27 protein-coding genes and 2 tRNA genes are annotated in these 25,696 nt (G+C 40.4%); 17 read left to right on the top strand and 12 right to left on the bottom strand.

The window, feature by feature from the left end:
* Positions 1-65: 65 nt before the first annotated feature.
* Positions 66-674, bottom strand: coding sequence for a phage/plasmid replication domain-containing protein (locus tag L2703_RS04455; protein ID WP_248969923.1), 609 nt, complete (start codon positions 672-674; stop codon positions 66-68).
* Between the two features lie 148 nt (positions 675-822).
* On the opposite strand from L2703_RS04455, the gene L2703_RS04450 reads away from it, so the two are divergent.
* Entirely contained in the window at positions 823-1,341 is a 519-nt protein-coding gene (locus L2703_RS04450; RefSeq protein WP_248969922.1) for a helix-turn-helix domain-containing protein, read from the top strand.
* A gap of 491 nt (positions 1,342-1,832) precedes the next feature.
* Here L2703_RS04450 and L2703_RS04445 read toward each other — a convergent pair whose 3' ends face one another.
* The 3 genes from L2703_RS04445 to L2703_RS04435 all read right to left on the bottom strand — a co-directional run bounded on the left by L2703_RS04445 (position 1,833) and on the right by L2703_RS04435 (position 4,088).
* Positions 1,833-3,119 carry a tyrosine-type recombinase/integrase gene (locus L2703_RS04445; RefSeq protein ID WP_248969921.1) on the bottom strand — a complete coding sequence of 429 codons (1,287 nt, stop codon included), beginning with the start codon at positions 3,117-3,119 and terminating at the stop codon, positions 1,833-1,835.
* 105 nt (positions 3,120-3,224) lie between these two features.
* The gene (locus tag L2703_RS04440) at positions 3,225-3,479 is read right to left on the bottom strand and encodes a hypothetical protein (protein WP_248969920.1); all 255 of its coding nucleotides are present in this window, start codon (positions 3,477-3,479) and stop codon (positions 3,225-3,227) included.
* A gap of 159 nt (positions 3,480-3,638) precedes the next feature.
* Positions 3,639-4,088 carry a hypothetical protein gene (locus tag L2703_RS04435; RefSeq protein ID WP_248969919.1) on the bottom strand — a complete coding sequence of 150 codons (450 nt, stop codon included), beginning with the start codon at positions 4,086-4,088 and terminating at the stop codon, positions 3,639-3,641.
* Between the two features lie 269 nt (positions 4,089-4,357).
* Here L2703_RS04435 and ccoN point away from each other — a divergent pair, with 269 nt between their 5' ends.
* From ccoN to ttcA, 11 genes are all read left to right on the top strand, one after another.
* A complete protein-coding gene (gene ccoN, locus L2703_RS04430) occupies positions 4,358-5,785 on the top strand; it encodes a cytochrome-c oxidase, cbb3-type subunit I (RefSeq protein ID WP_248969918.1) in 1,428 nt (475 codons plus the stop codon).
* A gap of 12 nt (positions 5,786-5,797) precedes the next feature.
* Positions 5,798-6,424 carry a cytochrome-c oxidase, cbb3-type subunit II gene (gene ccoO, locus L2703_RS04425; RefSeq protein ID WP_248969917.1) on the top strand — a complete coding sequence of 209 codons (627 nt, stop codon included), beginning with the start codon at positions 5,798-5,800 and terminating at the stop codon, positions 6,422-6,424.
* A gap of 8 nt (positions 6,425-6,432) precedes the next feature.
* On the top strand, positions 6,433-6,609 hold the full coding sequence (locus L2703_RS04420) for a cbb3-type cytochrome oxidase subunit 3 (protein WP_248969916.1): 177 nt from the start codon (positions 6,433-6,435) through the stop codon (positions 6,607-6,609).
* Positions 6,610-6,614: 5 nt separating this feature from the next.
* On the top strand, positions 6,615-7,583 hold the full coding sequence (ccoP, locus tag L2703_RS04415) for a cytochrome-c oxidase, cbb3-type subunit III (protein WP_248969915.1): 969 nt from the start codon (positions 6,615-6,617) through the stop codon (positions 7,581-7,583).
* A gap of 118 nt (positions 7,584-7,701) precedes the next feature.
* On the top strand, positions 7,702-8,181 hold the full coding sequence (locus tag L2703_RS04410) for a FixH family protein (RefSeq protein WP_248969914.1): 480 nt from the start codon (positions 7,702-7,704) through the stop codon (positions 8,179-8,181).
* A 3-nt stretch (positions 8,182-8,184) separates the two neighbouring features.
* Positions 8,185-10,572: a heavy metal translocating P-type ATPase gene (locus tag L2703_RS04405; RefSeq protein WP_248969913.1), complete on the top strand. Its 2,388-nt coding sequence runs from the start codon at positions 8,185-8,187 to the stop codon at positions 10,570-10,572.
* Positions 10,569-10,757 (top strand): cbb3-type cytochrome oxidase assembly protein CcoS, encoded by a 189-nt coding sequence (gene ccoS / locus L2703_RS04400; protein WP_248969912.1) that lies wholly within the window; start codon positions 10,569-10,571, stop codon positions 10,755-10,757. The genes L2703_RS04405 and ccoS overlap by 4 nt, the downstream gene beginning before the upstream one ends.
* Positions 10,758-10,762: 5 nt before the next feature.
* The gene (locus tag L2703_RS04395) at positions 10,763-11,452 is read left to right on the top strand and encodes a sulfite exporter TauE/SafE family protein (protein WP_248969911.1); all 690 of its coding nucleotides are present in this window, start codon (positions 10,763-10,765) and stop codon (positions 11,450-11,452) included.
* A gap of 55 nt (positions 11,453-11,507) precedes the next feature.
* Positions 11,508-12,260, top strand: coding sequence for an electron transport transcriptional regulator EtrA (gene etrA, locus L2703_RS04390; RefSeq protein WP_248969910.1), 753 nt, complete (start codon positions 11,508-11,510; stop codon positions 12,258-12,260).
* Positions 12,261-12,359: 99 nt separating this feature from the next.
* On the top strand, positions 12,360-13,289 hold the full coding sequence (uspE, locus tag L2703_RS04385; protein WP_248969909.1) for a universal stress protein UspE: 930 nt from the start codon (positions 12,360-12,362) through the stop codon (positions 13,287-13,289).
* A gap of 88 nt (positions 13,290-13,377) precedes the next feature.
* The gene (gene ttcA / locus L2703_RS04380; RefSeq protein ID WP_248969908.1) at positions 13,378-14,322 is read left to right on the top strand and encodes a tRNA 2-thiocytidine(32) synthetase TtcA; all 945 of its coding nucleotides are present in this window, start codon (positions 13,378-13,380) and stop codon (positions 14,320-14,322) included.
* A 72-nt stretch (positions 14,323-14,394) separates the two neighbouring features.
* Here the strand turns inward: ttcA and L2703_RS04375 are convergent, their stop codons facing one another.
* Both L2703_RS04375 and L2703_RS04370 read right to left on the bottom strand, forming a co-directional pair.
* Complete coding sequence (locus L2703_RS04375) at positions 14,395-15,036, bottom strand: DUF2987 domain-containing protein (protein ID WP_248969907.1); 642 nt, start codon at positions 15,034-15,036, stop codon at positions 14,395-14,397.
* A complete protein-coding gene (locus tag L2703_RS04370; RefSeq protein WP_248969906.1) occupies positions 15,014-15,697 on the bottom strand; it encodes a glucosaminidase domain-containing protein in 684 nt (227 codons plus the stop codon). The genes L2703_RS04375 and L2703_RS04370 overlap by 23 nt, the downstream gene beginning before the upstream one ends.
* 398 nt (positions 15,698-16,095) lie before the next feature.
* On the opposite strand from L2703_RS04370, the gene yvcK reads away from it, so the two are divergent.
* On the top strand, positions 16,096-17,037 hold the full coding sequence (gene yvcK / locus L2703_RS04365) for a uridine diphosphate-N-acetylglucosamine-binding protein YvcK (protein WP_248969905.1): 942 nt from the start codon (positions 16,096-16,098) through the stop codon (positions 17,035-17,037).
* A 348-nt stretch (positions 17,038-17,385) separates the two neighbouring features.
* Here yvcK and L2703_RS04360 read toward each other — a convergent pair whose 3' ends face one another.
* The 5 genes from L2703_RS04360 to thrS all read right to left on the bottom strand — a co-directional run bounded on the left by L2703_RS04360 (position 17,386) and on the right by thrS (position 22,237).
* Positions 17,386-18,579, bottom strand: coding sequence for an amino acid aminotransferase (locus L2703_RS04360; RefSeq protein WP_248969904.1), 1,194 nt, complete (start codon positions 18,577-18,579; stop codon positions 17,386-17,388).
* A gap of 528 nt (positions 18,580-19,107) precedes the next feature.
* Entirely contained in the window at positions 19,108-19,467 is a 360-nt protein-coding gene (gene rplT, locus L2703_RS04355) for a 50S ribosomal protein L20 (RefSeq protein ID WP_011637486.1), read from the bottom strand.
* Positions 19,468-19,485: 18 nt separating this feature from the next.
* Positions 19,486-19,680, bottom strand: coding sequence for a 50S ribosomal protein L35 (gene rpmI, locus L2703_RS04350; RefSeq protein WP_011865828.1), 195 nt, complete (start codon positions 19,678-19,680; stop codon positions 19,486-19,488).
* Positions 19,681-19,762: 82 nt separating this feature from the next.
* Positions 19,763-20,305, bottom strand: coding sequence for a translation initiation factor IF-3 (gene infC, locus L2703_RS04345; RefSeq protein WP_248969931.1), 543 nt, complete (start codon positions 20,303-20,305; stop codon positions 19,763-19,765).
* A 3-nt stretch (positions 20,306-20,308) separates the two neighbouring features.
* Complete coding sequence (gene thrS / locus L2703_RS04340; RefSeq protein ID WP_248969903.1) at positions 20,309-22,237, bottom strand: threonine--tRNA ligase; 1,929 nt, start codon at positions 22,235-22,237, stop codon at positions 20,309-20,311.
* Positions 22,238-22,749: 512 nt separating this feature from the next.
* Here thrS and L2703_RS04335 point away from each other — a divergent pair.
* Positions 22,750-22,950 carry a CPXCG motif-containing cysteine-rich protein gene (locus L2703_RS04335; RefSeq protein WP_188740315.1) on the top strand — a complete coding sequence of 67 codons (201 nt, stop codon included), beginning with the start codon at positions 22,750-22,752 and terminating at the stop codon, positions 22,948-22,950.
* Positions 22,951-23,011: 61 nt separating this feature from the next.
* On the opposite strand, the gene L2703_RS04330 is transcribed toward L2703_RS04335, so the two are convergent.
* Positions 23,012-23,632, bottom strand: coding sequence for a riboflavin synthase subunit alpha (locus L2703_RS04330; protein ID WP_248969902.1), 621 nt, complete (start codon positions 23,630-23,632; stop codon positions 23,012-23,014).
* 29 nt (positions 23,633-23,661) lie between these two features.
* On the opposite strand from L2703_RS04330, the gene L2703_RS04325 reads away from it, so the two are divergent.
* The 3 genes from L2703_RS04325 (at position 23,662) to L2703_RS04315 (ending at position 25,547) form a co-directional block, all read left to right on the top strand.
* Positions 23,662-25,023 carry an MATE family efflux transporter gene (locus tag L2703_RS04325; protein WP_248969901.1) on the top strand — a complete coding sequence of 454 codons (1,362 nt, stop codon included), beginning with the start codon at positions 23,662-23,664 and terminating at the stop codon, positions 25,021-25,023.
* A gap of 332 nt (positions 25,024-25,355) precedes the next feature.
* Positions 25,356-25,432, top strand: a tRNA-Val gene (locus tag L2703_RS04320).
* Between the two features lie 38 nt (positions 25,433-25,470).
* Positions 25,471-25,547: transfer RNA gene (locus L2703_RS04315), tRNA-Val, on the top strand.
* Positions 25,548-25,696 lie beyond the last annotated feature (149 nt).

Here is a 25,696-nt window from a genome sequence, read left to right as displayed (position 1 = left end):
GAGGCTATGTTCCTCACGTACAACACCTTTTTGTTCACAGTATTGAATTAGATTTTGGATATAATTTAATCGGTCATCAGAAATAGATTCTTTTTTACGTTGGTCTTTTTTAAATGTTGCTTTAATTCTGCTGCTTTGTTGTAAAGCTTGGTCATCATCCAAGTTGAAGCTTCGCCCCAGTTACAGGTATTTCCATCAGGATAAAGTTTAGGCTTGCGCCCTCGCCCAATTTGCATTGATGACAAACCACGAATAAATGACTGCTCTTTGCCCTGTCCTATTTCATGATTTACAGTCCAGTCGATAGCGGTAATTTCAGCGCCATTGCCAAAAAGCTGTGCTGTTTTACCATTGGGTGATTGGCGGTATTGGATGACAGTATTTTTGGTGAACGGAGGCAAGTTATAACGAGCAAGAACGTTGTTAAAAATAGCGACACATTCATCAAGTGTGTGCAGGCCAAATAAGTTATCCATACGTTGCCAGCGCGACGGATTCCCCTCTACTCTGACACGAGTTCCATCACAACGGATTGTGAGCTTTGTACTGAATGAACCCTCTAGGATTTTTTGATTTACTGACGGTGGTAAATGCTCACCTGTTTCCAATTCGACACGCTCAATGACATGCTGACCCACAAGCGGTAAATCGCCTGCAGGATGGTCTTGTTGCATGAATAAACGGTCGATAAAAAACAATTCGCTAAAAACCCTGTCAAGATGTTTCACTTAAACATTTATTTATGTGAACAGATACAAATATATTGCATGATGGTAGACCAAACAAAAGTGGGTGTAAACTAATATTAAAATAGGTGTCAGTATGGAAAACTTAAACATGAGTATTGGTAGCGTGCTAAAAGACAGGCGAATTGCCCTTAATATCAAGCAAGAAGATATTGCAGAGCAACTAGGGCTAACTGTACAAACCGTAAGTAAATGGGAAAGGGATTTAACGGAACCTAAAGCAAGCCAAGTCACTCAACTGAGTAAGATTTTGAAGCTTGCAGAAAAAGATATCTGTAGCGGAGAAGTTAAGCATTTAAAAATGGATCCTTTGGAGTTTGTAAGGCGTGTTGGTATTTTGATGAATGAAGTACCGCAAACCGAAATGCTGATCGGCATGCACGAGTTTATAAATGATACTGAAGGCTTCATTAATATGTTGTCAAAGGTTTCTGAATATCCATATGAGCTATTCGAAATTGAGAGTAAAGAAGCAAGCATTTTCAATGCAAAGCTAATTCTTGAGGTCACTGGAACTGAAGCTGTTGATGGTGAGAGTGAACACAATAAAAAAGCTAGAGAACATGCTCTAGCTGTATTGAATAAGTCTAAATAGTCCGGATGTCCGGAGTTAGTTTGGGTGTAACAGGAACCCAAACCTTTTAAGACCAATTTCATTCGAAACATGCGCGGCATTAAAAGCGGCTTAGCAGGGAGAAAGCTCGGGGCAAAAAGCGCCCCTACAAAGGCGCTTTGCATTAAGGGACAAGTCCCTTAATAATCCCATTTAATGATGACCGGATGATAAATAATGAACTTCGCACAATGTGAATTATGCAAAACTCAGCCCTATTCAGGGCTGTTTTTTTGTCAGGGATTTTACAAAAAAAAGCAGTTCTACATAATTCTTAGGCTATTGTGCGCATACTTGTGTTGGCTTTACTAAAGCGAGTATTGGCAGTGATAATTAATAAACCACAGACAAATGCCTATGTCTGTTAGATGGCTTAAGGATTAGATAAACCATTGGCTTATGTGACACTGTTAAAATCGTGCTGAGATTGCATGCTTTTACTTTTCACCACTCATACTCGCCATTGATGCAATCTAAAGATGATTTAAAGGTTTGTTTATTGCACTCTGATGCCGCTCAGTTTGTGTGGTGTGCAAATACTGAGATGTGGTGTCGATACTTTCATGTCCGGCATCGGCTTGTACATGTGACAATGGGCGTCTGTTGATATTAATGTCGTGTGTGATCCCTGTGTGACGTATGTTGTGCGCAGTTAACTTTCTCATAAGTTGGCTGTCGTGTTCAAAACCATCGAGTGCTGTATTGTCTGCTGCAAGGTTAATGAGTTTGTCTATTTCTTCTCGTATTTGCCGGATCCCCAAGTTTGCATTGACGATGCCTGATTCTCTGCCATGTGCCGCAGCTTTGTGTCGAATAAAAATAGGATGCTGATCATTGATGCTGGGTAAATCTGATAAACCAAGATATTGGCGATAGTTAATCAGGCTGTTGAACAATACTTTAGACATTGCAATGTTACGTGCTTTGCCACTTTTAGAAAATGGTACATGAAAATACCAAATGCCTGAATGTGGGTCTTGCCTAAATTGGCTCATTACTGGCGCATAACCGGCACGGGCACTGATTTCTGATATGCGTAAATAGCAACTGTATAATAAAGTGATTAAAAACAAACTACGTTGGTGTTGTTCTGGTTGTTGCCGAGCTAACTGTTCAACGGTGCTGACTACGTATGACCATTGTAACTCAGTAAATGCGTGATGGTTGTTGTCGTCATTTATTGTAAATTTACGTTTTATAGCAAAGCGACTGTGCTTGAGCCACAGCTGTGCTGGGTTACGCTCTGTGTATTCTTCGCTAATGAGATAGCCATAAAACGATGATAAAATAGCAATTTTAGTTTTTAATGCATTATCGCTTAACTGATATGGTAAACATTGTCCTAAGTGTTTTTTGCCAATAAATGGCCGCCATTGGCTATTAGGAATACGTTCACCGCTGGCTTTATCGAGTTTAAATTGTGCTACGTTAAAATATCCGATTAACGCTTGTGGTGGCGATTGACAATAATCGATGTATTTCGCCATGTCTTTTCTTGTTACTGCACCTGGCGATAATGCCACAACGTCAAAACACCAATGTAAAAATGTCGTGAGTTCACTTCGATACGCTTTGTAGTTATTTTCGGTGTGTTTTTGCTCAAACAACCAGTCTGCACAATGCTCAATGATGAGCCCTGCATCAGCAACTTTATTAATAGAAATACGTGTGATGTATAAATTGATGAAGGCATTGCCTTGTAACACATATTCTGGCGCATCAAATAGTGGCAATACCGGAGGCAACTGTTGTTCTGTCATTAATGATAACTATTTTAGCTTATTGATTATAAAGTCATTATAGCCAATTTATGCTAATGCCGATAACGTTATTTATCGGCATCATTGGCTATGGTGTAAAACACACTAGCCAATGTCTTTGTCATGAATAACTTGTGGTGTTGTTTGATACGTTGTTGGTGGAATACTTGAAAATTGGCAGGTCTTTTGACACTGTGTTTTTTGACAGCCAATGCGTTTTTGGCAACTCCACAAACACAATTGCCAAAGCGTTTGTTTACTGCTTTTATCTAAACAATGTAAATCAGCGGCACATAAATGTCCTGCTCTAATCAGCTGTGCTACTTTATTACTGTCGATACTCACATTGATATTGGCCATGTAACCTTCCCATCTGAGACTGATATACATCAATCATACATAGATGAGAATGATTATCAATTGTAATTATTGTTTGCGTGCTGCTTTTGCGATCTTACTCAGGTATCACCCTTATGCCCTGCTCAATTTTTAATGTATAAATTGCTGACCTCGATGCGATTATATTGGGCTGTCGGCCAAAAAATCGTACATTAATGTCCTGCTTTTGCCCTGGTAATCAAATGATACGAACACACGCCAAACCATGTAATCGCTGCTGCATGAGCCAAAAATTAATGTGCCAGTAACTTGATTGTCTTGTATAGCAGATAATGAAACCGGTATGACGCCCATGAACATATCGCGCCCTTCTATTCTCATGACTATATTAGTGATCGCTTGTGAGAAGTGTAGCGTAACATTAAGTGGTTTTTCACTTGGGGTGTGAACAGGCTCAATCATCAAACCGACGCTTAAATCTGCTACTTTTTTGTAACAAACGCCGGATGAAAATTGGCATAATGTGGTGTCTTGTGGGAAAGCGTTATTTTCAATGTTTTTTGTGTTGTCACATGCCACTAATAACATTGAAGAAATTATAAAAAATAACAATTTGTTTATTTTTTGCACAACAATTAACCTTTCCTAATAATTTGCAAACATTATCTTGCAGACCTTGATCTAGATCAACTTTGATACATCTTGCGAAGTATCTTTTTTGACTCAGCTCAAGTATCATTACCCCGCCTCGTGATAGAGAGCAAAAAAACGAGGTAACACCTTGACAAACTGTTGTAAAAATAGCCTTTATGGTTGTGTTTATAACCTTTTGTTAACTTAACTGGTAAAGCTCGCTTTACTAAATATTAAAAGTATAAGTAATAAGCCGTGGAAGCATTATGATGAACCATTCCCAGTCTACAGGCGCTGATTACAACTACACTATTGTCCGCCAATTCGCACTCACCACAGTTTTGTGGGGAATCGTTGGTATGGCAGTGGGTGTATTGATTGCGGCTCAGTTAATCTGGCCACAACTGAACTTTGAAACACCGTGGTTAACGTTTAGTCGTTTACGACCTTTACATACCAATGCGGTGATTTTTGCGTTCGGAACATCAGCTCTTTTCGCTACATCCTACTATGTTGTGCAACGCACTTGTCAAATCCGTCTATTTGCGCCTAAATTAGCCGCATTTACGTTCTGGGGTTGGCAGGCAGTTATTATTGCAGCTGCAATTACTCTTCCAATGGGTTTCACCCAGGGTAAAGAGTACGCAGAATTAGAATGGCCAATTGACATCGCTATTGCGGTGATTTGGGTCAGCTATGCAATTGTTTTCTTTGGCACAATCGCTAAAAGAACTACTTCACATATTTATGTGGCTAACTGGTTCTTTGGTGCCTTCATTATCACTGTTGCGGTACTTCACATTGTTAACTCAATGGCTGTTCCAGTAAGCTTGTTTAAGTCTTACTCACTGTATTCTGGTGCCGTCGATGCGATGGTTCAGTGGTGGTACGGTCATAATGCTGTAGGCTTCTTACTTACTGCTGGTTTCTTAGGGATGATGTATTACTTCGTACCTAAGCAAGCTGGTCGTCCTGTTTATTCTTACCGTTTATCGATTGTTCACTTTTGGGCATTGATTGCGTTGTATATTTGGGCCGGTCCTCACCACTTACATTACACTGCCCTTCCTGACTGGACACAGTCTTTAGGTATGGTGATGTCATTAATTTTATTCGCGCCATCTTGGGGCGGTATGATTAACGGTATTATGACCCTATCTGGTGCTTGGCATAAGCTGCGCACAGACCCAGTATTGCGTTTCTTAGTTGTTTCATTGTCTTTCTATGGTATGTCTACCTTTGAAGGCCCAATGATGGCAATCAAAACGGTGAATGCGTTATCTCATTACACTGACTGGACCGTTGGTCACGTTCACTCTGGCGCGCTAGGCTGGGTTGCAATGGTGTCTATTGGTTCTTTATACCACTTAGTGCCAGTGTTATTTGGCCATGGTCGTATGTATAGCACTTCGCTTGTTAACGTACACTTCTGGTTAGCCACTATTGGTACTGTATTGTACATCGTGAGTATGTGGATTTCTGGTGTTATGCAAGGTCTTATGTGGCGTGCTGTAAACTCTGACGGTACCTTAACGTACAGCTTTGTTGAGAGTTTAGAAGCTTCATACCCATTCTACTTTGTACGCTTTCTTGGTGGTTGTTTCTTCTTAACCGGTATGTTGATTATGGCTTATAACGTGCTTCGCACCGTTAAAGCGCCTAAAGATTCATTACCTGCGTTAGCAGAAGCTTAAGGAGCAGATTCGATGAAATTTAATCATGAATTAATTGAAAAGAATGTGGGCCTACTCGCCATTTTCACTGTTATCGCCATTAGTTTTGGTGGTTTAGTGCAAATTACTCCGCTAATTTTCCAAAAAGACACCACTGAAGCCGTTGAAGGATTAATTCCTTACACTGCGCTACAGATTGAGGGTCGTGATATTTATGTGCGTGAAGGTTGTTATAACTGCCACAGCCAGATGATCCGTCCTTTACGTGCCGAAACTGAACGTTACGGTCACTACTCTGTTGCCGGTGAATCTGTTTGGGATCACCCTTTCCAATGGGGTTCTAAGCGTACAGGTCCAGATCTTGCTCGTGTTGGCGGTCGTTACAGTGATAAATGGCATGAAGTGCATTTAATCAACCCACGTGACGTGGTTCCGCAGTCAAACATGCCAGCTTTCCCTTGGTTAGCTGAAAACACGCTAGACGGCAAATTGACCGGTGAAAAGATGACTATTCTGCGTAATCTGCACAAAGGCGGTTACAAAGGAAATGATCTTTACACTGACGAAGAAATTGCTGGCGCTCAAAAAGCGGTTGAAGGCAAAACTGAACTACAAGCACTAATCGCGTATTTGCAATCTTTGGGTCATGCACTCAAGTAGGAGCAATGATGGATTACGGTACTTTTCAAGGCATTTTAACCATTATTGTAATGGTGACCTTTGTCGGTATTTTTTACTGGGCATACAGTAAGCACAGCAAGTCAAAATTTGACGAAGCGGCAAACTTAGTATTTTCAGAAGATGAACTGGCAAAAATGTCTAAAGACTCGGGAGATCAGAAGTAATGATTATGAGTAACTTCTGGAGCATTTGGATTTCTGTTCTGACTATTGTGGTCATTGTGGGTTGTTTTGTTCTACTTAAACTTGTGAATAAAAATTACACAGGCGTAGAAGAAGGCAAATCAATGGGCCACGAGTTTGATGGTATTGAAGAACTCAATAACCCACTACCAAAGTGGTGGGCCTATATGTTCTATCTTACTATCGTATTCGGTGTGATCTATTTAGCTCTGTATCCAGGCCTTGGTAACTACAAAGGTCTATTTGGTTGGACAAGTTCTAACCAAAGCATTGGTACTGAAAAAGGTCTAAAAGCCGATTCAGCTGCCGCATTAGAAGCTGCAAAAGCAGAAAATCGTTTATCACAGTATGACCGTGAAGTGGCTCATGCTGACGAAAAATACGGTCCTATTTTTGCTGCTTATTTAGCGACTCCGTTAGAAGAGTTAGTTAAAGATGAAGAAGCATTGAAAGTGGGCGGACGGTTATTTTTACAAAACTGCGCTCAATGTCATGGTTCGGATGCACGTGGCTCTAAAGGTTTCCCTAACCTTACAGACGACGACTGGTTATATGGTGGCGATCTCGCCACAATTAAAACCACGTTAATGAATGGTCGTAACGGTATGATGCCGCCTAAAGGTGGTTTACCTATCGAAGACAGCGAGATTAAAGGTCTAGCTGAATATGTGATCAAACTGTCTGGTGGCGAACACGACGAAGCACTAGCTGCTCAAGGTCAAGGCTCATTCATGAAAGGTTGTTTTGCGTGTCACGGTATGGACGCAAAAGGCAACAAGTTTATGGGTGCCCCTAACCTAACAGACAATGTGTGGTTATATGGCGGCAGCCGTGGCAACATTGAAGAGTCAATCATCAATGGCCGCGCGGGCGTAATGCCAGCATGGAAAGACATTCTCGGTGAAGAGAAAGTCCATGTGATTGCTGCTTATGTTTATAGCTTATCAAACAAATAGTTATAGATAGCTAATATGAAGGCCTCGACTCATTCGAGGCCTTTTTTTTAAGTGATTATTAAGCTGTTACGCGCTAAAATAGCGCAGTCAATTTTTACGGTATTTTTAGGATATTTCCATGTCAAAACAACTTCCTTGGTATAAACAATTCTGGCCTTGGTTTTTAATCGTTTTACCAATGTGTGCTGTTGTTGCCAGTATAACAACATTAAAAATTGCGTTAGATAATTCTGACTCATTAGTGGCTGAAGAATATTACAAAGAAGGCAAAGGCATTAACATGGACCTGCGTAAGATAAAATACGCACAGCAAATTGGTATGAAATTTTTGGTTAAAGTCTCTGACCAAGAATTACAAATCACTCAGCAAGGCGGCCCAGAATATCGCGCAGCCTTAAATGTGCAATTTTATCACCCCACTCTAGAAGACAAAGACTTTAGTATTAATGCCACTGCCGATGCCAATTATGTATACCGTATTCCGTTATCTGCTGCCATTGCAGGACCATGGGAAGTGCGTATCGAGGGATTTGATGGTAAATGGCGGATTCAACAACGCATCGACATTAAAGATGATGTTGAATATTGGCTAAATTAATCTATGACTTCTTGTTTTCACTGCAATGAACCTGTCGTCACTGGTGATCAATTTACCACCATCATTAATGGGCAAGCACAGCCCATGTGCTGCCCAGGTTGTCAGGCTGTATCGCAAGCCATTATTGATGCAGGCTTAACTAGCTATTATCAATTTCGTAGCGAACCTGGCCAACGGCAATCGGCTTTGGTGCCAGAACAATTAAGCCATTACAGCGCATATGATCTGCCTGAGGTTCAGCAAGATTTTGTTCATAAACAAGGTGACATTGACACTACCTCGTTATCAATTGACGGCATCACCTGCGCAGCATGTGCCTGGTTAATTGAGCACAAGCTTAAGCCGGTAAACGGCGTGACAAATGTATTAGTTAACTCAACAACTCAACGCGCTATGGTCAGTTGGGATAATCACATCATTAAGTTGAGTGAAATCTTACAACTGATCAGCCAAATTGGTTATCAAGCCGCGCCATATCAGGTAGACGAGCAAGAAAAACAATCAAAAGCTGACAGCCGCAAATTTTTACTTAGACTCGGTTTAGCAGGCTTTGCAACCATGCAAGTCATGATGTTTGCCCTTGCCTTATACACAGGCTATTTTACCGATTTAGACGTCGAATTTAGGGATTACTTCCGCTGGGTGAGCCTCATTTTTGCTGCGCCAGTGGTGTTGTATTCTGCTCAACCTTTTTATTTTAGTGCGCTGCGCAGCTTATTAAGTGGCAAGTTGAATATGGATGTCTCTGTATCAATTGCTATCGGCGGTGCGTTTATTGCCAGTTGTGTTGCGACAATACAAGGTACGGGAGAAGTGTATTTTGAATCCGTATCTATGTTTACCTTCTTTTTATTATTGGGCCGCTATTTTGAGCAAACCGCAAGGCAAAAAGCCTCTGTGAGTTCGAGCAATTTGCACAAATTAATCCCGCTGACAGCCCATCTGTTCAATGACGGTGAAACCACTGAAATTGCAGCCAAACGTTTGCGTATTGGCGATATTATTTTAGTAAAACCGGGTGAAGTGATAGCTGCTGATGCCATTATCGTGTCTGGTAAATCCAGCATTAATGAAGCCATGCTCACCGGTGAGCAAATGCCAATCATCAAGCAGGTTAACGACACCGTTTATGCAGGCACAATTAATGTTGAGCAACCGCTGCAACTTAACGTCATCGCCCTTGGGCAAGACCAATTGGTTGCAGAAATTATCCGCTTGCAAGAGTTTGCTTCTAATAACAAACCCGCCATTGCATTAATTGCAGATAGGTTAGCGCGCTATTTTTCAGCGACCATTTTATCAATTGCATTGCTTACTTATATTGTGTGGTCGTTTATTTCACCCGATGATGCATTTTGGGTGACATTATCTGTGCTTGTGGCCACCTGCCCTTGTGCACTTGCGTTAGCAACACCTACGGCGGTGACATGTGCAACAGCGATATTCACTCGTTTGGGGATTATTACTCGCAAAGCAGGTGTTTTTGAAAAATTAACCCAGATAAATCATGTTGTGTTTGATAAAACGGGCACATTAACCTGCGGTCATCTTTCTATTGGTGACGTAATCGTTGACACACATCATACCAAACAACAGGTACTTGCCCTTGCTGCCGCAATAGAGCAAGGTTCTTTGCATCCAATCGCTCAGGCATTTACTCCTTACTATAATAATCAATATTTAGTGACAGATGTAGACCATCATATTGGCGAGGGTATTTCGGCTAAGATTGATGGCCAATTAATCAAAATCGGCAAGCGAGACTTTGTAACCACAACCCCTTTAGCAGCTGCGCCACAAAACTCGCAAGTGATTTACTTATCGATAAATAATGAGTTAGTTGCACAAATTGAATTGCTTGACCAATTGCGTGATGACAGCAAGCGTACTGTAGATGCACTTGCACAAAATAACATTGCCTTAAGCATTGCCAGTGGCGATAACTCGGGGCATGTAGAATACCTCGCCCAAAAACTGGGGATAGCAGATGTGCATTCAGGCTTGTCACCTCAAGGTAAATTATCACTCATTAATCAGTTACAGCAAACAAAACAGGTCGCCATGTTTGGCGATGGCATTAACGACGCTCCCGTATTAGCTGGGGCCAATTTATCTGTTGCAATGGGCAGTGGCAGCGCAATTGCAAAAAACAGTGCAGATCTCATATTGCTTGGCGATCACTTGTCACGCTTTAACGATGCCATTACTGTAGCCAAACAAGCTCAGCATATCATTCATCAAAATTTATTATGGGCGTTTGCCTATAACGTGATTATTTTGCCGCTTGCAGTAACGGGACATGTTGCCCCCTATATTGCGGCAATTGGCATGTCAGTGAGCTCACTAATAGTAGTGAGTAATAGTTTACGGCTTCTTAGGATAAAACTATGAGTATCATCTATGTATTAATCCCTATTGCAATGTTGTTTGTACTGATTGCCGTTGCCATATTTTTCTGGGCAGTAAAATCAGAACAATTTGACGATTTAGACAGACAAAGCGTATCAATATTATTTGATGAAAAAGAGCCCAAATCGCCTATCAACAAGAGCGATTTACCCAACAAAACAGAGTAATTAAGGTGATTGAGTACAATATAGGTGGTGCATTTATTGTTGGTTTAATGGGCGCAGCACATTGTTTTGGTATGTGTGGTGGGTTAATTGGGGCCTTTTCAGCCAACATTCCTGACAATGGTCAAAATAAACTCGCAAATCAATTGGCATTTTTATTGAGCTACAACCTGGGGCGCATTAGCAGTTACACCCTTGCAGGTGCTTTTGTGGGCGGGAGTGCTTCTGCATTAGGCCACTTATTTGATGCCGATATGTATTTACTCAGTTTACGCCTACTGGCAGGCGTAATGATGATACTGACCGGCTTGTATATTGCACAAATTTGGTTTGGTATTGTGCATATAGAAAAAGTCGGCAAGCTGTTATGGCGTTACATACAGCCATTAACACGTAAAGTATTGCCCATACAGCGGCCATCTCAGGCGTTACTTGCTGGTATGGTTTGGGGGTGGTTACCTTGCGGATTAGTGTACAGCACACTCACTTGGTCTGTCGCATCAGGCAGTGTCATACAGGGGGCTTTGATCATGTTGGCTTTTGGTTTGGGGACTTTACCAGCACTTTTTGCAGCAGGAATGGCAGCTAAAACCTTAGCCAAATGGGTACAAAAACGTGCAGTAAGGTTGTTTAGTGGCTTGCTGCTCGTGTTATTTGGTTTACAAACACTTTATATCGCGTTTAGTCAGCTAAACTAGTTAGTAAGAGTAAATTGGTTTACCATAGATAAGTTTATAAAAATTGAGAATGGGTATGACTTCTGAACTAATAAAAGCTCGACGTCCATCGACCAGCGGCTGTGCTATTCATTGCCACGACTGCAGTATGGAGGCATTGTGCATCCCTTTTACCCTTAACAATGATGAACTAGATAAACTTGATAATATTATTGAACGTAAAAAACCCATTCAAAAAGGTGATTTGATTTTTAAGTCAGGTGATAACCTTAAATCGCTTTATGCCATCCGATCGGGCACCATCAAAAGTTACACGATTACAGAGCAAGGTGATGAACAAATTACCGGTTTTCATCTTGCTGGAGATGTTATTGGTTTTGATGGTATCCACAGCCAACAACATCAAAGTTTTGCCCAAGCATTAGAAACCTCGATGGTTTGCGAAATTCCATACGACACATTAGACACTCTTTCAGGCTCTATGCCTAAACTGCGTCAACAAATTATGCGCCTAATGAGCAGTGAAATCATGACAGATCAAGAAATGATTTTATTGCTGTCAAAGAAAAACGCCGAAGAACGTTTAGCTGCTTTTATTAATAACCTATCAAAACGATTTGGAAGCCGTGGTTTTTCATCCAAAGAATTTCGACTAACCATGACACGTGGCGATATAGGCAATTACTTAGGGCTAACAGTAGAAACCATTAGCCGTTTGCTGGGGCGTTTTCAAAAGGCAGGATTAATCGAAGTCAATGGTAAATATATCATTATTGCCGATAATGTTGAGCTGGCTAAGTTGGCTGGTAACGCCCGTATCGCAACTTAAATTGAATTAGTATGATCTACTTCAAGGTTTATTTATTAGGAAAGGGTAATACTATAAGCAATTAATATAACAACAAAATTCAACAGCTTTGGAGGTTTTATGAAGGAATATAAAAAGATTTTGGTGGTGATAAACCCAACAACCGATCACCAACCCGCATTGGCTCGCGCAGTAGAACTTGCCAGTAAAAGCCATGCCACCATCACCGCTTTTTTATCTATATTTGATTTCTCATACGAAATGACCTCAATCCTGTCAAGCCAAGAGCGAGAAGCGATGCGTCAAGGCGTGATTGACCAGCGTGTCGCTTGGTTAGAAAGCGCCATTAGTGGTTATAGCAGCAAAAACCTCACAATTAATACCGAAGTGGTTTGGCACAATCGTCCCTTTGAAAGTGTGATTAATTTTGCCATGAAAGGCGACTTTGATCTTATCGTTAAAAGTACTCACCAACATGATAAGCTCAAAGCGGTTATTTTCACGCCGACAGATTGGCATTTAATGCGCAAATCTCCTGTACCTGTTTTAATGGTAAAAGAGCACGATTGGCCGGTACAAGGCAAAATTGTTTGCGCGGTTAATGTGGTGTCTGAAGATGATGATCATCAAAATCTTAATGGCAAAATCATTAATCATGCCCTTGATTTAGCAAAAAAATTCTCTGCTAGTGTCCATCTTGTAAATGGTTATCCAGGAACCCCTGTTAATTTGGCTATTGAACTGCCAGATTTCGATGCCAACATTTATAACAACACGGTCAGAATGCAGCATGAACAACGTGTGCAGTACCTAGCTCAAGCGTACAATATTCCGCTTGAGAACTGCCATGTTGAAGAAGGCTTACCAGAAGATGTTATCCCTGAACTAGCCGCTAAATTAGATGCTGAACTTGTTGTTTTAGGTACCGTGGGCAGAACCGGTTTTTCTGCTGCATTAATCGGTAACACCGCAGAACATGTTATCGATAGCATTAACTGTGACTTATTAGCAATTAAACCTGACGGTTATAAATCACCTTTACAAGATTAGTTGATAAGGTTTAGCGAAAACCTTTACCCTGCCCTCGATTACTGGAATAATACGCGCCCTGAAACACTTGGTTACTGGGCGCATTTTTATGTCTGAAGTTGAAGTCGATACAATCGCAAAAAAAAATATTACTCGTATGAATAAACTGCAAAAACGTTTACGTCGTGAAGTCGGCTCAGCGATTGCAGATTACAATATGATCGAAGACGGTGACCGTGTCATGTGTTGTTTATCTGGCGGTAAAGACAGCTATACCATGCTAGATATTTTATTAAACCTTCAGCAACGAGCCCCAATCAAGTTTGAGATTGTTGCCGTTAACCTGGACCAAAAACAGCCCGGTTTTCCTGAGCATATTCTGCCTGCTTATCTTGACAACATTGGTGTGGCATACCATATTCTTGAAAAAGATACCTATTCTATTGTTAAAGAAAAAGTCCCTGAAGGTAAAACAACCTGCGCATTATGCTCACGCCTTCGCCGTGGTACCTTATATGGCTTTGCACAACATATTGGCGCAACCAAAATCGCCTTAGGGCATCATCGTGATGACATTATCGAAACAATGTTTTTGAATATGTTTTACGGTGGGAAATTAAAAGCAATGCCGCCAAAATTATTGTCTGATGATGGCGCCAATATGGTGATCCGTCCTTTAGCCTATTGCCGCGAAAAAGATATTGAGGCGTACTCTACCCTCAAAAAGTTTCCTATTATTCCGTGTAATTTATGTGGCTCACAAGAAAACTTAAAACGCGCTGAAATAAAAAACATGTTGCAACTATGGGATAAACAATCTCCGGGTCGTTTAGAAACCATTTTTACGGCAATGCAAAATACAGCGCCATCGCAAGGTGTTGATCGCGAACAATTTGACTTTGTCTCTCTCACCAGAAACCCAAATGCCGAAAAGAAAGGTGATGTTGCAGATGCAGATTTGCCTGCATTCGATTTTGTCGATATCAGTAATAACGGCCATATTAATTTAGATATTAGTAATCGAATTGATGTAGTTGCAACGTTTAAACCTTAACAAACAAGGTTACATTAAAAAAGGTGTTGATTTGATTCAACACCTTTTTTTATACCTACGACAGCCATTAGGTTATTGGTTTAGCACAAGTGGGCTCACCACACTGGGCGCCTCGCTAAAGGAGATCTGCGTAAGCTGGTTGATTTGCTCGTTATTTAGCGCAAATGTGCTGGCAAATGTTTGCTCAATACCGTCGATGGTAATGACCATTTCTTGCGACATAAACTCAAATGTCATCCCATCAATCGGTTTACGAAAGTACTTCATTGGAAAACCTTGTAAGCCATCAAGTAACCGGTTCATGTCATCACGTAATGCGAGTAGTTGCGTTTGAGTATATTGATTTTGTGTACTGCGTGCTCTAACTTGCATTGCGATGGCGCAACGAGTTGGATCTCCTTGCACATTAATATTCACTAATGCTCTGTCTGATTTTAATTGTGCATCAAAAGGAATAAACAACCTTTGTGCTTTAGTGTACGTTAATGGAAAAGTTTCGTTTTCTGTTGTGATATTACCCGATAATATTTTGCAATCATCTGTAATAGGAACACTAAAGGCAAGTTCGGCTAACGGATAATTTTTTTTGTTCACTTGCTTTAAGCGATCATAAAAACCGACGTATTCTAATGACACGGTTTCGGCTAGAGTACTAGTGCTAATAAACAAGCCTACAAGTAAAAATAGACCTTTAGGTAGCTGATAATTCAACATTATCTGTGTTTCCTGTTAAAAGTGATTGATTATGCTTAAGCATTTCAAGTAACTCATCGATGTAGGCTTCTTTACGTTCAGAGTAATTAATTAGTCCAAATGCCAATTTCTCAGCGGTAGGCTTTATTTTTTGCGCTCGCAAGTCTGCCCTTATCGCTCTAAATAGTCGATATGCAGGATGTGTATTTAAGTTAACCATATAGGCTTTGATTGAATCTTTGGGTGACTTAAAAACCGCCACTTCATGATGTTTATCGTTATCTCTTTTTGATGGCACTAATCCGCAACCTTGAGTGAAACACCATTGACCAAAAAAATTATACCCTTCTTTTGTAAAGCGAGAACTGCCCCAACCACTTTCATTGGCGGCCTGTATTAATACCAAATCAACTGGAATGGTATCAATTCGCTTAAGCAACGGCGCGAGTGTAGCTCGGGTGAAGGTATCGATGTCTATTTGATATTTTTCGATGATGAACTGCAATTTTTGCTCATCATCTTTACTAAAACCTAAACCATTATCGATTTGATTAAGTAGCAACAGAATAAACTGACGTTCATGTATAATAATCTGGTTTTGTGCTTCAATTGCCGGCCTGAGGTATTGGAAAAATGTTTGTTTCTTTGTGGTAATATCATCAATCGTAGAAAAGTCAGGCATTTTCCCTAACTCTTTGTTATGTATGTTGCCTTTAGCCGTTAGCGTGATTGAGCTGCTAGTGTGTGGTATAACGAATAGTCTAATAGCAAATAACACAATGATAGCTAATCCTAACGCAAATGTAATTTGTCTAACATTACCTATTTTCAAAGATACCTACCTGTTAATAACGCTATGTATAACTTGATAATTATAACCTTAAACACAAATGGATTCATCTAAGATGCTTAAACAATAAAGATCGAGCAATCTGACAAATCATGATAGCTTTACTCACAATAAAATCAAAATAATGACACTTTTTATCGTTACGCAGTTAATCTCACATGCTGCTCATTTTGGGCTGGGGTAAATCAGTCTTCTTGTGTTATTGAAACAACCAACAATTGAGTCAATTTATGCTGAATCAACCGTTTTTTACTATCAATCATGTCGTTGCCATTGGCGGCGGACATGGCTTAGGCAGGGTACTGTCTGCCTTATCCCCCTTCGGGACAAAACTCACAGGTGTGGTTGCCACAACTGACAACGGCGGTTCAACTGGCCGGTTGAGGCAAGATCAACAAACCATTGCATGGGGCGATTTAAGAAATTGTTTATCTCAACTGGCACATAGGCCATCTTTAGGCACTCTATTATTTGACCATAGATTTACGGGAGATAACGAGCTTGCAGGCCATAACCTGGGCAATTTGGTGTTGCATGCACTCGATCAGTTATGTGTTCGCCCCCTTGAGGCCGTTAACTTAATCCGTGGCATTTTAAAAATCGATACTCAAATTATTCCGATGTCGGAATCGTCCACTCATTTAGTGGCTTTAAGTCATTGTGGCGAAACAATATTTGGTGAACTGAATGTAGACAGCATGACCGAAGCACCCATTGCATTGTCTTTACAACCAGAAGTCACAGCAACACATGAAGCATGCGAAGCAATAAAAGTGGCTGACTTAATTATATTAGGGCCAGGTAGCTTTTTAACCAGTGTGTTACCGCCGTTATTATTACCAGAAATTTGCCAAAGCATAAGAAAATCAAATGCGCATGTTATATTAGTGGATAATTTAACAGCAGAATATTCGCCCGCGAGCACGTTTAGTATTGAAGACAAGATAGTATGGTTAAATCAACTCATAGGTAAAGCGGTCATTACCGACGTGATACAACATGCACTAACACCTGTTATGCCAAATCAATTTAGCGATACGGTACGATTTAATCAGTTTAATTTAGTCAGTAAACATCACCCAGGCTTACATGACAAACAGGCGCTAGCCGAAGCAATTAATCTGGTTCATCAAAGCTATATTAGTGCTCGGTTGTCGCCCGCACCATGCTAGTAAAAAGTTTGTGCAGTATTAATGAATATCAGGATAAAATGTGATCATGCTTACCCGTTATCACTGTTATCATTTAGTTAGCAATATTAAAGGTAGAAGGCTCGCTGCAACTTTTGCCATATTCTAAGTGATTTGCATACACAATCTCTGTTGACTTATTTACCCGAGTGATTGGTATTAAAGCAAATTTTCATTTAGCACCAGCAAACAAAACCCTGCCCCTAGAGTCGATATGGCAACGCCCAATAAAAAAGGCTGCAAATGCAGCCTTTTATCATCAACTTATACCAATCAGCACAAAAATGTGATCATGCTTACGAGTTTATCGCTTAATGATCCTGATGTGTATTACAACACTTGTGCAATTGCTTTACACACTGCAGGCATATTGCTTTTTGTTAATCCAGCAACGCTAATTCGACCAGAACCAACGATATAAATGGCAAACTCATCTTTTAAACGTGCCACTTGTTGTTTGTTTAAACCAGAAAAGCTAAACATACCATTTTGACGAGAAATAAAGCTAAAGTCTTGCTCTACGCCTTCTGCTTTTAAACTGTCTACAAATAATGTACGCATTTGTGCAATACGCTCACGCATTTCAGTCAGCTCAGCTTCCCACTCTTGACGTAACTCAGCATTAGACAAAATAGTGCTAACAATTAACCCACCATGCGCTGGAGGGTTTGAATAATTTGCACGAATGGTTTTTTTGATTTGGCTAAAACTGTTTGTAGCTGCGTTTTCGTCTTCGGCAACAACAGTGACCGCACCAATACGTTCATTGTATAGGCCAAAATTCTTAGAAAACGAATTGGCGATTAACAGTTCAGGTAAAATGGCAGCAACAGCACGAAGCCCTTGCGCATCTTCTTCAATACCGGCACCAAAACCTTGATAAGCAAAATCAAATAATGGTAAAAGTTGTTTGGTTAAACAAAGCTGTGCAACCTGTTCCCATTGCGCTAAAGACAAGTCAATCCCCGTTGGGTTATGACAACAGCCATGCAACAACACGACATCACCGGGTTGAGCAGTCGCAAGATCGGCTAACATGGCATCAAAATCCATGTCATGGGTTTCTGCTTTATAGTAACGATACTCTTTAACAACTAATCCAGCTGTTTCAAAAATATTTTGATGGTTAGCCCAAGTTGGGTTGCTCACCCAAATGGTGGTTGACTTAGTATTGCGTACCAAAAATTCTGCAGCAACACGCAGTGCACCTGTACCACCTGGCGCTTGTGCAGTAGCTGCACGTTTGTCGCTGATGATTGGGCTGTCTTGACCAAATAATAAACCTTGAACAACCTGGTTATAGGCTTGTACACCTTCAATACCTAGATAATTCTTACTCTTTTCTGTTTCAAGCAGAATGGCTTCAGCTTTCTTTACTGAGTTCAGCACAGGCGTTTGCCCTGCTTCATCCTTATAAATACCAACGCCTAAGTTAACCTTGTGCGCACGTGGATCAGCTTTAAAAGCATCAGTTAAACCTAAAATGGGGTCTGCTGGGGCTAGCGTTACTTCAGAAAAGATCATTACAACTATCCTAAGTGATGGAAGAGACATATTTGGCTTAGTTATACCATTGTATCGACAAGCTGAGTAGTGAGTTTTTTGATTGTTGAGATAAAATTACATAATCAATAATTTTTTTGAAAAAAAATGAGATTACATCAATGAAATTGTCTGTTGTTATGCCATTATTTTGGTTAAAAACAAATGTGTGAAGTCTGAATATAGTATTGAATAAAATGTGTGCTAGGACCGCAACTCATTCAATCCTCGCCGCCAGAACCTTCGTTATTCTACCAACTGATTTGATACCGTATAATGCCGGTTTTATTGATTATGCCGTTACGACTAATACCTTGAATCACTATTATTTAAACAATGAGCCCAAACTCTATTGCATGAATGGATTAAGGATAATCAAAAACGCCTGGAAAGAACCTCAGTGTCATTTATAACAACAGATTATCTGCTTTGGCTGATTGTTTTTCGTGTCGCTATGTTAACCATAAAAAAAGGAACCCGAAGGTTCCTTTTTCCAAAGCGATTAACTCATTACTTAGTTAATGCTTCTTTTGCTTTTTCAACTAATGTTGCAAATACAACTTTGTCGAAAACAGCGATGTCAGCCAAAATCTTACGATCGATTTCGATAGACGCCTTTTTCAAACCGTTAATGAAACGGCTGTAAGACAGACCATTTTGACGAGAAGCCGCATTAATACGTGCAATCCATAATTGACGGAATTGACGTTTTTTCTGACGACGGTCACGGTAAGCATATTGACCAGCTTTAGTTACTGCTTGTACAGCAACGCGGTAAGTACGGCTACGAGCGCCATAATAACCTTTAGCTAATTTAAGTACTTTCTTGTGACGAGCACGAGCGGTTACACCACGCTTAACTCTAGGCATTGTTCATATCTCCTTTAATTAAGCGTATGGTAGTTGACGTGCAATTGCTGGCACATCAGACTTAGCAACTAAACATTTAGCACGTAAGTGACGCTTACGCTTAGTGCTCTTCTTGGTCAAAATATGACGTAAGTGTGCTTGTTTGCGCTTGAAACCATTAGCGGTTTTCTTAAAACGCTTTTGTACACCCTTGTCTGTTTTCATTTTAGGCATTTCTAAAACTCCGCATTGGGACGTTAATAAACGTAAGGCGAGCAAAAGCCTCAAGAGACTTTTGCTACTTTAGGTTGCCCTACTATTTCTTTTTAGGTGCTAGCACCATAATTGCTTGACGACCTTCCATTTTCGGGAAAGATTCGACAACCGCATACTCTTCCAAATCACCTTTGATACGGTTCAAAAGATCCATACCTAAGTTTTGGTGTGCCATTTCGCGACCACGGAAACGCAGCGTAATTTTCGCTTTGTCCCCATCTTCTAGAAAACGAATCAGGTTGCGTAGTTTTACCTGATAGTCGTTTTCATCAGTGCCTGGACGGAATTTAATTTCCTTAACCTGGACCTGTTTCTGCTTCTTTTTTTGTTCCTTTTGAGCCTTAGCTTTATCAAAAAGGAACTTACCGTAGTCCATTATGCGACAGACAGGAGGCTCAGCATTAGGGCTAATCTCTACAAGATCGACACCTGCTTCATCTGCAATACTCTGAGCTTCTTTAATGCTAACGATACCAATTGATTCACCTTCTAAATCCGATAAACGGACTTCAGGAACACCAGTGATTTCTTCATTGATTCTATTAGGGGCTGGCTGTCGCCCTGCTGTTCTTTTGATCTTTATGACCTATTCCTCCAACAATTTGAGACTACGGAGCGAAATTTGTTGACGTATCTTAGAGGCAAAATCTTCTAATTTTAACTTGCCTAAATCAATACCGTCACGTGTACGCACCGCGACTTCCTTATTTTCCATTTCTTGATCACCAACGACCAACAAATAAGGCACACGTCTTAGTGTGTGTTCGCGTATTTTAAAGCCTATTTTCTCATTCCTCAAGTCAAAAGATGCTCGAATACCCTGTTCTTTGAAGAATTTAACGATTTCTTCAACATAATCAGCTTGTTTATCGGTAATATTCATTACAACAACTTGCATTGGAGCAAGCCATGTTGGGAATTTACCTGCGTATTCTTCTATCAAGATACCTAAGAAACGTTCTAACGAGCCTAAAATAGCACGATGGATCATTACCGGCGTTTGGCGGCTATTGTCTTCTGCGACATATGTTGCCCCTAAACGAGTTGGTAATGCGTAATCGAGCTGTACTGTACCACATTGCCATGCACGATCTAAACAATCATGTAAGGTAAATTCGATTTTTGGGCCATAAAACGCACCTTCGCCTGGTAATATCTCAAATTCGATATTATTTGCGGCTAATGCTTGCTTAAGCGCTTCTTCTGCGCGGTCCCACATGGCGTCATCACCAATTCGTTTTTCTGGACGAGTTGATAATTTAACCACAATGTTTTCAAAACCAAATGTGGCGTATGTGTCATATACCATTTGAATACAGGCACTGACCTCTTGTTGTACCTGATCGTCGGTACAGAAAATATGCGCATCATCTTGGGTAAAGCCACGCACACGCATTAAGCCATGCAAAGAGCCCGATGGTTCATTTCGGTGGCAACAACCAAACTCTGCCATACGCAATGGTAAGTCACGATATGATTTCAACCCTTGGTTAAAAATCTGTACGTGGCCTGGGCAGTTCATCGGTTTAATTGCGTATTCACGGCTTTCACTGTTTGTTGTGAACATTGCTTCTGAGTATTTATCCCAATGGCCTGAACGCTCCCATAAAGAACGATCCATCATTAATGGGCCTTTTACTTCTTGGTAAGTATATTGGCCTAACTTCTGACGAATAAACTTTTCAAGCTCTAGGAATAAACTCCAACCATCATTGTGCCAAAACACCATGCCAGGCGCTTCTTCTTGCATGTGATACAAGTCGAGTTGCTTACCAATTTTACGATGGTCGCGTTTAGCCGCTTCTTCTAAACGCACTAAATGCGTTTTAAGCGCTTTTTTGTCTGCCCATGCAGTACCATAAATACGCTGTAGCATTTTGTTTTCAGAGTTACCACGCCAGTAAGCACCAGCAATACTCATTAACTTAAAATGTTGGCAAAAACGCATGTTAGGCACATGAGGACCACGGCACATATCAATGTACTCTTCGTGGTGATAAAGCGCTGGAGTGGCATCTTTACTGATGTTTTCATCTAAGATAGCCATTTTATATTCTTCGCCACGCTCGCTAAAGGTGTCGCGAGCCTCTTGCCAAGAAACCACTTTTTTAACCACATCATAGTTCGTTTTAGCTAAATCTAGCATGCGCTTTTCTAGCGCTTCGATATCTTCGTGGGTTAATTTGTGTTCTAAATCGATGTCGTAATAAAAACCGTTGTCGATAACTGGGCCAATCGCCATTTTTGTTTCAGGCCACATTTGTTTGATCGCGTGACCTAATAAATGTGCACAAGAATGGCGAAGGATTTCAACACCCTCGTCGTCTTTAGCCGTAATGATAGCTAACTCTGAATCTGCTGTGATTAGGTCTGTTGCATCTTTAAGCTCACCGTTAACACGACCAGCAATACAGGCTTTCGCTAAACCTGGGCCAATGTCTAATGCAACATCAAGAGTGGATACAGGATTGGCAAACTCACGTTTGCTACCATCAGGCAATGTAATAATAGGCATGAAATTTCCTTGTCCAGTGGTGACCCACACGTAGGGCCACATGGTAATAATGTATGTTCTTTTGGAACGAGAGACACGTTAATGAAATCAAGACAGTACAGGAGTCTTAGTTACCCAAAAACGTAAGCTGGTATTCTATGTGATAAGCGGTTTATGGCGCAACCACAGTGAAGTTAATAACGGTAATATTTCGCCGTTTTAGTTAATTTGATTTTTTAACCAAAAAATTTACGTTCAGATCTCAATGTGACTGACTAAAATAATGTACCTAATTTACAAGACTTTATCGTTAGTGCGGACCAAACGCTGATTATAGTGATAGCAAACCAATCATCCTGAGTGAAACATCCAGAACATTTAAGTCATTGAATTAAAATTAATTATCAAAACAAACCTAAATTGAATAAATCTAGACTCAATTTAATTCAACACAAAAGATCAAGGTCACGATTAAAACACAATAAAAAATTCCCACTATAATAATGTTAACGACAACCGTGGGAGGCTATACAATGAGATTATTGTCACGCGCAATTTGTTGCCCGCATTGCGGTCATCATCAACATATCACTATCGATGCAAGTGCTGGCGATCAGGAATACTACGATGATTGCCGTATTTGTTGTAACCCTATCCATATCCGTATGCACCTAGACGATAACCGCCGCATGATAGAACTGCATGTTGATTCTGATGACGAACAAATTTATTAAATTTGTTTTCTAAGGTGCTCACACTATGTTTAGGCCAATAGCGTGAGCACATAGCACCGCTTTATCTATCAGTAAGCTGCTTTTTTGCTAAAATGCGTTCAACGGTATCCACTATTACCTGTGTCTGACTGTCAATCTCAATATTGACGTTATCGCCGACACTAAACTGACTTAAGTTAGTTAATTTGAGTGTCTCTGGTATGAGATGCAACATAAATCCTGTATCGCTCACCTGGCCTACAGTTAAACTACAACCATTAATACCAATAAACCCTTTGTAAAAAATGTAGTTCATCCACTTAGGCGCTATTGCTATCTCAATATTGTAATGCTCAGCGGTATTACTTATCGATTTGATTTGAGCCTGCGTGTGAATATGCCCAGACAAAATATGACCACCGATTTCGGTTCCAAATGTCAGTGAGCGCTCTATATTTACGTTATCGCCCACCTGCGTTTGCCCTAAATTTGTCAGCGTTAATGTTTCTTCCATTACATCAAAAAAAACCTTATCATTTAGTATCTTGGTTACCGTAAGACAAACACCATTATTGGCTACGCTTGCACCTGTTACTAATCCCTTTGTTAACTCTGGTGTCATTGCGACTTCAAAGGTTTTTAGGCCTGCTGCTTGTTGAATTGATACCACCTCACAAGTGGCTTGAACTATACCAGTAAACATATTTCTTTCGTTCCGTAATAGGCTTTTTGATGAATAATACAGGTTTTCAAATTCAGCGCTTAATTAAATTAGCGCTTCCGGTACTTATTGCCCAAGTAACGCAAACCATGATGGGATTTATTGACACTGTCATGGCGGGCCGAGTTAGCGCCGTAGACATGGCTGCGGTTGCTGTAGGCACAAGTTTATGGTTGCCTGCTATTTTATTTGTGCAAGGCTTATTAATGTCTTTTACGCCTGTGTTTTCTCAACACCATGGCGCTAATAATCAAGGTGTTATTCCTTCACTCATTTTCCAGGCAGGTTATATTGCCATAATAGGGGCAATAGGAGTGATGATCTTTCTCGCATCTTCAACCTATTTACTCGATTTAATGAACCTAGAACCGCAGCTTCATGCATTAACGGTGGGATACATCGATGCCATTTTATGGGGCGCTCCAGCGTTTGTTTTATACCAGGTATTAAGAGGTTGCAGCGAAGGGATCTCTTATACTATGCCAACAATGGTAATTGGATTCATTGGTTTAGCTGTAAATATACCGGCAAACTACATTTTTATATACGGTGGCTTTGGTATACCGGCTATGGGTGGTGCTGGATGTGGTGTGGCTACAGCGTTGGTGTTTTGGGCCATGTTAGCCGCGATGGTAATTTATATGTTAGTTGATAACACATTTAAAGAACTTGAGCCTTTTAAACATTTTTACCGCCCTCATTTAGCTAACATGTGGTCTATGACAAAGCTTGGGATGCCTATCGCGATGGCTTTATTTTTTGAAGTTAGCTTGTTTGCGGTGATTGCATTATTCCTTGCGCCATTGGGCTCTAATGTTGTGGCCAGCCATCAAATAGCGCTAAACTTTTCATCAATTGTATTTATGTTGCCATTATCAATTGGTATTGCGGTTTCAATAAGAATTGGGTATTACCTTGGTCGAGAACAACCAGAAATCGCCGCCCTAGTTGCAAAAGTCGGTTTAGGCTTATCATTAGCATTGGCAGTTTGTACGGCTATTTTAACTGTCACCTTTAGGCATGAAATTGCCATGTTATATAATGATAATCCAGAAGTAGTCGCATTAGCTGGCAGCCTAATGATGTTAGCGGCTTTTTATCAAATATCAGATTCAGTACAAGTTGTCGCAGCAGGCGCTTTAAGGGGTTATAAAGACACCCGCAGCGCATTTTATATCACTCTCTTTTCGTATTGGTTTGTTGGTATGACAACAGGATATGTTTTAGGCTATACCCACTTCATTATCGAGCCTATTGGTGCACATGGATTTTGGATTGGCTTAATTGCAGGATTAACTGTAGCGGCAATACTATTTGCAATAAGGTTAAAGTATATCCAAAAGAAAGGATATGAGTTTCAACAAATTGGCTAATGTGAACTACTTATTTTAAGGTTTACGCTGTTTCATTGCTTAAGCTTGAATCAAGTTGCACAGCAAATCACCATTTAGTCATAAAAATGATTTTTTTACTTGCAAGCGGTAGGCTATCCCACTTAATATAGCGACCGCTTTGAAGCAAAACATAATTTGTGTTGTTAAAAAGCAATACACCCGTAGCTCAGTTGGTAAAAAAGAGTAGCACTACCTACTCATTTTAAAAGCTGTGGTAGGGGCCCGTATTCTCGATGTAGAAAGCAGTCCACTCGGGTATACCACTCTTCTGACAGAGTCTAAACAGTTAGATTTTGTTAAAAGTAAACAATACACCCGTAGCTCAGTTGGTTAGAGCACTACCTTGACATGGTAGGGGTCGGTGGTTCGAGTCCACTCGGGTGTACCACTCTTTTCAAAGAGTCTAAACATTGAAATTCAAACAATACACCCGTAGCTCAGTTGGTTAGAGCACTACCTTGACATGGTAGGGGTCGGTGGTTCGAGTCCACTCGGGTGTACCATTTCTTGTTTTATATCAATAACTTACACCTTTTCTTTATTATTTCGGTTGTGCCTAAATACAATTTTCTTGATATTTTTAGTTAACTTATTCAAACAAGCTCATTAGTTAACCCATTCATTTACACTATTCGTTATTACAACTACCAAA

The organism is Shewanella basaltis (genome assembly GCF_023283885.1).
Classification (GTDB): Bacteria; Pseudomonadota; Gammaproteobacteria; order Enterobacterales; family Shewanellaceae; genus Shewanella; species Shewanella basaltis.
This window is presented reverse-complemented; position numbering and strand designations above follow the sequence as displayed.

Excerpts from the sequence above, each read along its gene's own strand:
- L2703_RS04455 (WP_248969923.1), bottom strand. The coding sequence starts at position 674 with ATGCAACAAGACCATCCTGCAGGCGATTTACCGCTTGTGGGTCAGCAT.
- L2703_RS04450 (WP_248969922.1), top strand. The coding sequence starts at position 823 with ATGGAAAACTTAAACATGAGTATTGGTAGCGTGCTAAAAGACAGGCGA.
- L2703_RS04445 (WP_248969921.1), bottom strand. The coding sequence starts at position 3,119 with ATGACAGAACAACAGTTGCCTCCGGTATTGCCACTATTTGATGCGCCA.
- L2703_RS04440 (WP_248969920.1), bottom strand. The coding sequence starts at position 3,479 with ATGGCCAATATCAATGTGAGTATCGACAGTAATAAAGTAGCACAGCTG.
- ccoN (WP_248969918.1), top strand. The coding sequence starts at position 4,358 with ATGATGAACCATTCCCAGTCTACAGGCGCTGATTACAACTACACTATT.
- ccoO (WP_248969917.1), top strand. The coding sequence starts at position 5,798 with ATGAAATTTAATCATGAATTAATTGAAAAGAATGTGGGCCTACTCGCC.
- L2703_RS04420 (WP_248969916.1), top strand. The coding sequence starts at position 6,433 with ATGGATTACGGTACTTTTCAAGGCATTTTAACCATTATTGTAATGGTG.
- ccoP (WP_248969915.1), top strand. The coding sequence starts at position 6,615 with ATGAGTAACTTCTGGAGCATTTGGATTTCTGTTCTGACTATTGTGGTC.
- L2703_RS04410 (WP_248969914.1), top strand. The coding sequence starts at position 7,702 with ATGTCAAAACAACTTCCTTGGTATAAACAATTCTGGCCTTGGTTTTTA.
- L2703_RS04405 (WP_248969913.1), top strand. The coding sequence starts at position 8,185 with ATGACTTCTTGTTTTCACTGCAATGAACCTGTCGTCACTGGTGATCAA.
- ccoS (WP_248969912.1), top strand. The coding sequence starts at position 10,569 with ATGAGTATCATCTATGTATTAATCCCTATTGCAATGTTGTTTGTACTG.
- etrA (WP_248969910.1), top strand. The coding sequence starts at position 11,508 with ATGACTTCTGAACTAATAAAAGCTCGACGTCCATCGACCAGCGGCTGT.
- uspE (WP_248969909.1), top strand. The coding sequence starts at position 12,360 with ATGAAGGAATATAAAAAGATTTTGGTGGTGATAAACCCAACAACCGAT.
- ttcA (WP_248969908.1), top strand. The coding sequence starts at position 13,378 with ATGTCTGAAGTTGAAGTCGATACAATCGCAAAAAAAAATATTACTCGT.
- L2703_RS04375 (WP_248969907.1), bottom strand. The coding sequence starts at position 15,036 with ATGTTGAATTATCAGCTACCTAAAGGTCTATTTTTACTTGTAGGCTTG.
- L2703_RS04370 (WP_248969906.1), bottom strand. The coding sequence starts at position 15,697 with ATGCCTGACTTTTCTACGATTGATGATATTACCACAAAGAAACAAACA.
- yvcK (WP_248969905.1), top strand. The coding sequence starts at position 16,096 with ATGCTGAATCAACCGTTTTTTACTATCAATCATGTCGTTGCCATTGGC.
- L2703_RS04360 (WP_248969904.1), bottom strand. The coding sequence starts at position 18,579 with ATGATCTTTTCTGAAGTAACGCTAGCCCCAGCAGACCCCATTTTAGGT.
- rplT (WP_011637486.1), bottom strand. The coding sequence starts at position 19,467 with ATGCCTAGAGTTAAGCGTGGTGTAACCGCTCGTGCTCGTCACAAGAAA.
- rpmI (WP_011865828.1), bottom strand. The coding sequence starts at position 19,680 with ATGCCTAAAATGAAAACAGACAAGGGTGTACAAAAGCGTTTTAAGAAA.
- thrS (WP_248969903.1), bottom strand. The coding sequence starts at position 22,237 with ATGCCTATTATTACATTGCCTGATGGTAGCAAACGTGAGTTTGCCAAT.
- L2703_RS04335 (WP_188740315.1), top strand. The coding sequence starts at position 22,750 with ATGAGATTATTGTCACGCGCAATTTGTTGCCCGCATTGCGGTCATCAT.
- L2703_RS04330 (WP_248969902.1), bottom strand. The coding sequence starts at position 23,632 with ATGTTTACTGGTATAGTTCAAGCCACTTGTGAGGTGGTATCAATTCAA.
- L2703_RS04325 (WP_248969901.1), top strand. The coding sequence starts at position 23,662 with ATGAATAATACAGGTTTTCAAATTCAGCGCTTAATTAAATTAGCGCTT.